The organism is Mesorhizobium sp. M2A.F.Ca.ET.037.01.1.1 (assembly GCF_003998075.1).
In the GTDB taxonomy this organism is placed as follows: Bacteria; Pseudomonadota; Alphaproteobacteria; order Rhizobiales; family Rhizobiaceae; genus Mesorhizobium.
Map to the genome: position 1 here is coordinate 1 of NZ_RZSA01000254.1, position 7,269 is coordinate 7,269.

General features: G+C 64.1%; 6 protein-coding genes and 1 pseudogene. 4 read left to right on the forward strand and 3 right to left on the reverse strand.

Annotated elements, in window-relative coordinates; all coding sequences use genetic code 11:
* Positions 1–110 precede the first annotated feature (110 nt).
* Complete coding sequence (locus tag EOA27_RS14805) at positions 111–938, forward strand: tetratricopeptide repeat protein (protein WP_126060391.1); 828 nt, start codon at positions 111–113, stop codon at positions 936–938.
* Between the two features lie 42 nt (positions 939–980).
* Here EOA27_RS14805 and EOA27_RS14810 read toward each other — a convergent pair whose 3' ends face one another.
* From EOA27_RS14810 to erpA, 3 genes are all read right to left on the reverse strand, one after another.
* The gene (locus EOA27_RS14810) at positions 981–1,268 is read right to left on the reverse strand and encodes a hypothetical protein (protein ID WP_126082280.1); all 288 of its coding nucleotides are present in this window, start codon (positions 1,266–1,268) and stop codon (positions 981–983) included.
* A 248-nt stretch (positions 1,269–1,516) separates the two neighbouring features.
* Positions 1,517–2,311, reverse strand: a complete 795-nt coding sequence (gene xth, locus EOA27_RS14815) for an exodeoxyribonuclease III (protein ID WP_126082281.1) — start codon at positions 2,309–2,311, stop codon at positions 1,517–1,519.
* Positions 2,312–2,472: 161 nt separating this feature from the next.
* On the reverse strand, positions 2,473–2,820 hold the full coding sequence (gene erpA / locus EOA27_RS14820) for an iron-sulfur cluster insertion protein ErpA (RefSeq protein WP_126082282.1): 348 nt from the start codon (positions 2,818–2,820) through the stop codon (positions 2,473–2,475).
* A 70-nt stretch (positions 2,821–2,890) separates the two neighbouring features.
* Here erpA and EOA27_RS14825 point away from each other — a divergent pair, with 70 nt between their 5' ends.
* From EOA27_RS14825 to EOA27_RS14835, 3 genes and pseudogenes are all read left to right on the forward strand, one after another.
* The gene (locus EOA27_RS14825) at positions 2,891–4,120 is read left to right on the forward strand and encodes a deoxyguanosinetriphosphate triphosphohydrolase (RefSeq protein WP_126082283.1); all 1,230 of its coding nucleotides are present in this window, start codon (positions 2,891–2,893) and stop codon (positions 4,118–4,120) included.
* Between the two features lie 61 nt (positions 4,121–4,181).
* Positions 4,182–5,939, forward strand: a complete 1,758-nt coding sequence (gene argS / locus EOA27_RS14830; RefSeq protein ID WP_127256572.1) for an arginine--tRNA ligase — start codon at positions 4,182–4,184, stop codon at positions 5,937–5,939.
* Between the two features lie 103 nt (positions 5,940–6,042).
* A pseudogene (locus EOA27_RS14835) lies at positions 6,043–7,269 on the forward strand (hypothetical protein); the annotation flags it as partial.

A 7,269-nucleotide genomic window follows, 5' to 3' on the forward strand; every position in this document is an offset into this window, starting at 1 on the left:
GCGCAAGACCGACTACCAGTCCGGCGCGATCTGGAAATATGCGCAAACGGTAGGGCCGGCCCGCGACGGCGCGGTGACTCATCCGGGTGGGGCCAAAGAAACGCACTGCTATGCGGACATCTGAGGTGTTGAGGTCGTCTGTCTTTTCGGCACTGGTCGCGCTTGCGACCTTGGGCGCCGTCGGGCAGGCCATGGCCTTCGACGACAAGGTGTTCGACGACAAGACCGGCGTGAAGCCGCAGTCGAGCCCGTGGGCGGTGTTCCAATTCGGCTTCTCGGCCTACAAGAGCGGCCACAAGGACCAGGCGGTCGAGGCCTATAAATACGCCGCCGAAAACGGCCAGATCGGCGCCACCTGGAAGCTCGCGCGCATGTATGCCGAAGGCGACGGCGTGACGCGCGACGACTATGCCGCCTTCAAGTTCTTCTCGGAGATTGTCGACCAGGATGTCGAGCCCGGCTCGCCGGAAGAAAGCTACGTTTCGGACGCGCTGGTGGCGCTCGGCGACTATCTGCGCAAGGGCATTCCCGGCACGCCGGTCGAGGAGAACGAAGTCGCGGCGCAGGAATATTATATGCGCGCCGCCGCCAACTACCGCAATCCGAACGCCCAGTTCGAGATCGGCCGGATGTTCCTCAAGGGCGAGGGCGGCGTGAAGGCGAGCGTCAAGCAGGCCGGCCGCTGGCTGCAACTGGCAGCCGAGAAAGGCCATGCCGGCGCGCAGGCGACGCTCGGCAACCTCCTGTTCCAGAGCGGCAAGATCGTGCGCGGCCTGGCGATGATGACGGCGGCGCTTCAGCGGGCTCCGGCAGCTGATCAGCCCTGGATCCGCAGCATGCAGGAAGAGGCGTTCGCCGCGGCCGGCGAGGCCGATCGCCGGACCGCGATCTCGCTCGCCGACGACATCCTAACCAAGGGCAACAACGGCGATCAGTAAGCGTCGGATGCTCCCCCTTCGAGGGGGGAGGCCCGCGGCGATCTAGTTTTCAGTCGGCTCCGCCGGCGTCGGGCCGGGCGTCGAGATCGAGGTCGGGTGCGGTTTTGGCGCGTCTCCCGGACATTCATCCTTGATCTTTGTCCAGGACGTGTTGTTGAGGACCATGTCGCAGCGGGCGAGATGGCTTTCGCCGGCAATGGTCAGGCATGCCGTCTGGCCGACATTGAAGGACTTGCCGTTGGCAAAACAGGCCGGTGCAGCCAGCGAGGGCGTCGGCGCGGCAAGCGCCAAGGCAAGGCCGACCGGCCTGAAAAGAAATCGGATCGCCATTCAACCCCCCACAGCAACCCTTATCAAAGAGGGGATTTGTGGCGATATCAGGGTCCAGTGTCTGTTGAGATTCAGGTGATGCCGGCCTGCGAATGGCGGCTTCCTGCGCTCCCGGTGCTCACGTACTTTGAAGTACGCTCCGCTCCGGTTCTCGGAAACCACCTTGTCTGGTCGCTTCGCGCCCGTCTTCGACTCCGGCTCGGCCTGACCTGAATCTCAACAGACCCTGAGCTAAGGACTGGAACTTCTCAGGCCGGTTCCAGGCTGAGCTCGATCGCGACCGGCACGTGATCGGAGGGCTTCTCCCAGGCGCGGACGTGCTTTTCCACCGAGGCCGACGAGAAACGGTTGGCGGCTTCCGGCGACAGCAGCAGGTGGTCGATGCGGATGCCGTTGTTCTTCTGCCAGGCGCCGGCCTGATAATCCCAGAAGGTGTAGACGCCGGCCGAGTCGGTCACCGAGCGCACAGCCTCGGTGAAGCCGAGATTCTTCAGCCGGCGAAAGGCCTGCCTCGTCTGCGGCTGGAACAGCGCATCGCCCAGCCAGTTTTCCGGGAACCGTGCATCGGCGGGTTCGGGAATGACGTTGTAGTCGCCGGCCAGCACCAGCGCTTCCTCCAGCCGCAGCCGTTCTTCCGCCCAGCGCTCCAGCCGCGCCATCCAGGCAAGCTTGTAGGAAAACTTCCGTTCATCCTCGACCGGATTGCCGTTGGGCAAATAAAGCGAGGCGACGCGCAGAGCGCCCTGGTCGGTGGAAAAGACGCCTTCGATGAAGCGGGCATGGTCGTCCGCATCATCGCCAGGCAGGCCGCGATTGACCTCGTCGAAGGGCAGCTTCGACAGGATGGCGACGCCGTTGAAGCTCTTCTGGCCATTGGTCTCGACATTGTAGCCCAGCGCCTCGATCTCGGCGCGCGGGAACTGCTCGTCGACTGTCTTAATCTCCTGCAGGCAAACGATGTCCGGCGCGCTTTCGGTCAGCCAATGGGTGAGGTTGCCGATGCGGGCGCGAACGCCGTTGATGTTCCAGGTGACGATCTTCATGCAGGCCTCGATGCTGTTCGGACGGAAGGCGTTCGACGAAGCGGATCGTATTGCCTGCGCGGACCTTTAGAAAGGCCGTCCGGCCGCATTCCTGCCAAAGCCAGGGGACAGGCACGCGCTACCCGGCTCGCACCGGTCATAGGCTTGCGAAGTCCGGTCGATCAGATGGAGAAGCTGGTGCCGCAGCCGCAGGAGGCGACCGCGTTCGGGTTCCTGATCTGGAAGGACTGGCCCATCAGGTCGTCGACGAAGTCGATCACCGAGCCGCCCATATAGACCAGCGAAAGGTCGTCGATGAGGATGGTCGCGCCATCCTTCTCGATGGCGATATCGTCATCATTCGCACCTGCGACGAGGTCGAATTTATAGGAAAAGCCGGAGCAGCCGCCGCCTTCCACGGAGACGCGCAGAGCCGTCTTGCCCGGTTCTCCGGAAACGATCCTGGCGATCCGCTTTGCCGCGGCGTCGGTCATTTCGACCTTCATGGCAGTCTTGGCATCCGCGCCCATCGGCGTCACCTTGCTTTCGGTTTCACATGATAGGTATGAAGCGGGCAGGCCTGAGTCAACTGGTGGGTCAATGGAAGAGCAGCGGGGCAAGGATGCCCTCGGCGACATCGGGTTCGGCTATCGGCCGCGCGCCGTCTATGCGAGCGATCCGGCGCGTTCGCGCGGGCGCCTGTTCCCGGAGGCCGAAAGCCCGACGCGCACGCCGTTCCAGCGCGACCGCGACCGCATCATCCATTCCACCGCTTTCCGCCGCCTGAAGCACAAAACACAGGTCTTCGTCGCGCATGAGGGCGACCATTACCGGACCCGGCTGACGCATTCGATCGAGGTGGCGCAGATCGCGCGCGCCCTGGCGCGGGCGCTGCGCGGCGACGAGGATCTCGCCGAGGCCGTGGCGCTTGTCCACGATTTCGGCCACACGCCGTTTGGCCATACCGGCGAGGACGCGCTCAACGAGAAGATGGCCGACTGGGGCGGCTTCGATCACAACGCGCAGTCGCTGCGCGTGGTCACAAGGCTCGAGCGGCGCTACGCCGAATTTGACGGGCTGAACCTCACCTGGGAAACGCTGGAGGGGCTGGTTAAGCATAATGGCCCGCTGACCGATGCGACCGGGAAAGGGCTCAAAGGTCCGGTGCCGCAGGCGATCCGCGATTATTCGGAGCTGCACGACCTTGAGCTCGACCGCTTCGCCGGCATCGAGGCGCAATGCGCCGCGATCGCCGACGATATCGCCTACAACACCCATGACATTGACGACGGCCTGCGCGCCGGCCTGCTGACGCTGGAGATGTTGGGGGAGGTCGGCTTGCCGGGCTCCATCCTGAAGGGCGTGCATGCCAAATATCCTCGGCTCGACGATGTGCGTACCGGCCACGAGCTGATGCGCCGTCAGATCACACTGATGGTTGAGGATGTCATCGCATCGACCACCGCCAACATCGAGCGTCTGAAACCGGACAGCGGCGATGCGGTGCGCGCCGCGGGCGAGACCCTGGTGACCTTTTCGGCCGGCATGGCCGCGGCCGAGAAGGAATTGAAGGCTTTCCTCTACAAGCATCTCTACCGGCACCCGGAAGTGATGCGGGTGCGGGCCGACGCCGAACAGATCGTGCGCGAGCTGTTCGACGTCTATTTCGCCGATCCGCGCGCCATGCCCGATGGCTGGCGCGAGGGGCTCGACCGGGCCGAGGATCGCATCAAGGCGCGCAGCGTCGCCGACTTCCTGGCTGGCATGACTGACACCTATGCCTTGAAGGAACATCGGCGTCTGTTTGACCATACGCCCGATTTGAGCTAGGGCGAGCCTCGATTTTGCCGGCCGTTGGGCCGGTCGCCTCTTAAAGCCCAGAGCACTTCCAATGAATATCTTCGCCGATTTCAACGCGCGGATCGTAAAGGCCGTCGAAGCCCTTGACCTGAAGGACAAGGAGGGGGGCACGCTCGACCTGTCGCGTATCGCGGTCGAGCCGCCGCGCGACGCCAGCCATGGCGACCTCGCAACCAACGCGGCGATGGTGCTGGCGAAGCCCACTGGACAGAACCCGCGCGCGCTTGCCGAGAAACTCGCCGAAGCGCTGCGTGGCGACGCCGATATCGCGTCGGCCGAGATCGCCGGGCCTGGCTTCGTCAATCTCAGGCTCAAGGACGCGTTCTGGCATGCGCATCTGACCGCGTTGCTCGGCGAGGGGCGCAATTATGGCCGCTCGACCATCGGCGGCGGCCGCAAGGCCAATGTCGAATATGTCTCGGCCAACCCGACCGGTCCGATGCATGTCGGCCATTGCCGCGGCGCCGTGGTCGGCGACACGCTTGCCAATCTGATGGCCTTCGCCGGCTACGACGTGACCAAGGAATATGTCATCAACGACGCCGGCTCCCAGATCGACGTGCTCGGCCGCTCGGCGTTCCTGCGCTACCGCGAGGCGCTTGGCGAAGCCATCGGCGAGATCCCGCCCGGGCTTTATCCGGGCGACTACCTGATCCCCGTCGGCCAGGCGCTGGCCGAGGAATTCGGCCTCGGCCTGCTGGAGATGCCCGAAGACGAGGCCCTGGCGATCGTCAAGGATCGCACCGTCGACGCGATGATGGCGATGATCCGCGAGGACCTGGCGCTGCTCAACGTGCATCACGACGTGTTCTTCTCCGAGCGCACGCTGCATGCCGACAACGCCAGGAAGATCCGGGCGGCAATCGCCGACCTGACGCTCAAGGGGCATATCTACAAGGGCAAGCTGCCGCCGCCGAAGGGCGAGAAGCCGGACGATTGGGAAGACCGCGAGCAGACGCTGTTCCGGTCGACCGCGGTCGGCGACGACATGGACCGGGCGCTGGTCAAGTCGGACGGCTCGTTAACCTATTTCGCCGCCGACGTCGCCTATCTCAAGGACAAGGTCGAGCGCGGCTTCGTCGACCTGATCTATGTGCTTGGCGCCGACCATGGCGGCTATGTGAAGCGGCTCGAGGCGCTGGCGCGGGCGGTCGCCGGCGATACGGTCAAGCTCACCGTGCTGCTTTGCCAGCTCGTCAAACTGTTCCGCGACGGCGAGCCGGTCCGGATGTCGAAACGGTCCGGCGATTTCGTCACCTTGCGCGACGTCGTGGAGGAGGTCGGCCGCGACCCGATCCGCTTCATGATGCTTTACCGCAAGAACGACGCGCCGCTCGATTTCGACTTCGCCAAGGTCACCGAGCAGTCGAAGGACAATCCGGTGTTCTACGTCCAGTACGCGTCGGCGCGCTGCCACTCTGTTTTCCGGCAGGCGAGCGAGCAGCTCGGCGAGGCGAATTTCGACCGCAACCGGCTCGCGGCTTCCGTCGCTGCGCTGGCCGACGAGGGCGAGATCGCGTTGATCCGCAAGCTGGCTGAGTATCCAAGATTGATCGAATCCGCAGCGCTTTCGTTGGAGCCGCACCGGCTCGCTTTCTACCTTTATGACCTGGCTTCAGGCTTCCATGCACAGTGGAATCGCGGCCACGACAATCAGGACTTACGTTTTGTTAAGGTTAACGACCGAGAATCAACCTATGCCAGACTAGGGCTGGTGCAGGCTGTTTCGGATGTCTTGACCTCCGGCCTGACGCTGATCGGGGCAGACGCGCCCACGGAAATGCGTTAGGTTTAACTAAAAAACCTGTCACCTTTTGCCCACATTGCGCTGGTAAGGGCCAACCCTGCGCGACGTCCATGGCGTCCGACTTTGTGCGAGTTCGGGAACAATAATGGCAGACAGAACCCCGCTGAAAGTAGCCGACCACAACGATATCGCCGACGACGATCCGTTCGCGGAACTGACCCGGATCATGGGTTTCGACCCGCGCCAGCCGGTGAGACAGCCGGCCCCCGCGGCCGAGAACGCCACGCCGGCTAATCACGCCGCGGAGGCTGACGATTTCGACATCGACCTCGAGAAGGAGTTGATGGGCGAGTTCGATTCCGTCGAGGAAAGCGCATCGGTCGCGCAGCAGGCTGCCATCCACCAGATCAGCCATGAGCCGGCCTTCGAGTCCGCCAGCGCCGCCGTGAATGACGACAAGCTGACGGCTTCCTTCGAGCAGGATTTCGTCTTTGATGACGCGGCCGATCACGCCGACTTTGCCGTGGTGCGCGCAGCGGAGCCGGAGTTCGCTCCAGAACCGCACTTCGCCGCGGAGCCGGAAGTCGCGCCAGAGGCGCATTTCGCATCTGAGCGTTTCGAGCCGGAGACGCAGGCAGCTCCCGAGCCAGAAGTCGCTTTCGACGATGATTTCGACAAGGCCGTCGCCAGTTCGCTCGATATCGCGCCGGTCGAAGATGACCTTTCGATCGATCATGAAATGGCGGCCTCGCTGGACCAGGATTTCCAGCTCGACCATCACGAGCCGGCGGACGCCCGTCAGGATGCCGTCGAAGCCATGCAGGCCGCGAGCGAAGAGGCGTTCGACGCCGATTTCGACAGCGCGGTCCACATGTCGCTTGAAGACGAGCTGTCGTTTGAAAGCCATGAGCCCGAGCAGCATGCGCGGGCCGTCGAGTCGGTCGAAGCTCATGCAGCCGCCCCGCTGATCTCCGAAGATGATTTCGCCGGCCATTTCGACCAGACGCCGGGCGATGACATCAATCTCGGCCAGGATCAGGATCTTCAGGAGCCGGAGCTGTCGCTCGCCGACGAGCCGGCGCCGATGGTCGAGGCGGAGGCCGCCCACTTTGCCGCTGAGCCGGGATCCGCCGCGCCTGAACCTTCCGCCGCGCTGACCCTCGATGACGATTTCGAGCTGAGCTTCCGCGACGCGCTGAATGAAGAGCCGCAAGCTCCGGCCGTCGAGCCCGCCGCCGTATTGCAGCCGGCAGAGCCGGCTCCGGTCGTGGCTGCTCCAGTCCCACCAGTTGCCGCTGCTCCGGTCCCTCCGGTCGCGGCAGTGGAACCGGCAAAGCCGGCCGCCAGCGAGCGCAGCCTGGAGGACGAGCTC

Coding starts and splice junctions, on each gene's coding strand:
- erpA (WP_126082282.1), bottom strand. CDS start 2,820: ATGGGCGCGGATGCCAAGACTGCCATGAAGGTCGAAATGACCGACGCC.
- argS (WP_127256572.1), top strand. CDS start 4,182: ATGAATATCTTCGCCGATTTCAACGCGCGGATCGTAAAGGCCGTCGAA.
- xth (WP_126082281.1), bottom strand. CDS start 2,311: ATGAAGATCGTCACCTGGAACATCAACGGCGTTCGCGCCCGCATCGGC.
- EOA27_RS14805 (WP_126060391.1), top strand. CDS start 111: ATGCGGACATCTGAGGTGTTGAGGTCGTCTGTCTTTTCGGCACTGGTC.
- EOA27_RS14810 (WP_126082280.1), bottom strand. CDS start 1,268: ATGGCGATCCGATTTCTTTTCAGGCCGGTCGGCCTTGCCTTGGCGCTT.
- EOA27_RS14825 (WP_126082283.1), top strand. CDS start 2,891: ATGGAAGAGCAGCGGGGCAAGGATGCCCTCGGCGACATCGGGTTCGGC.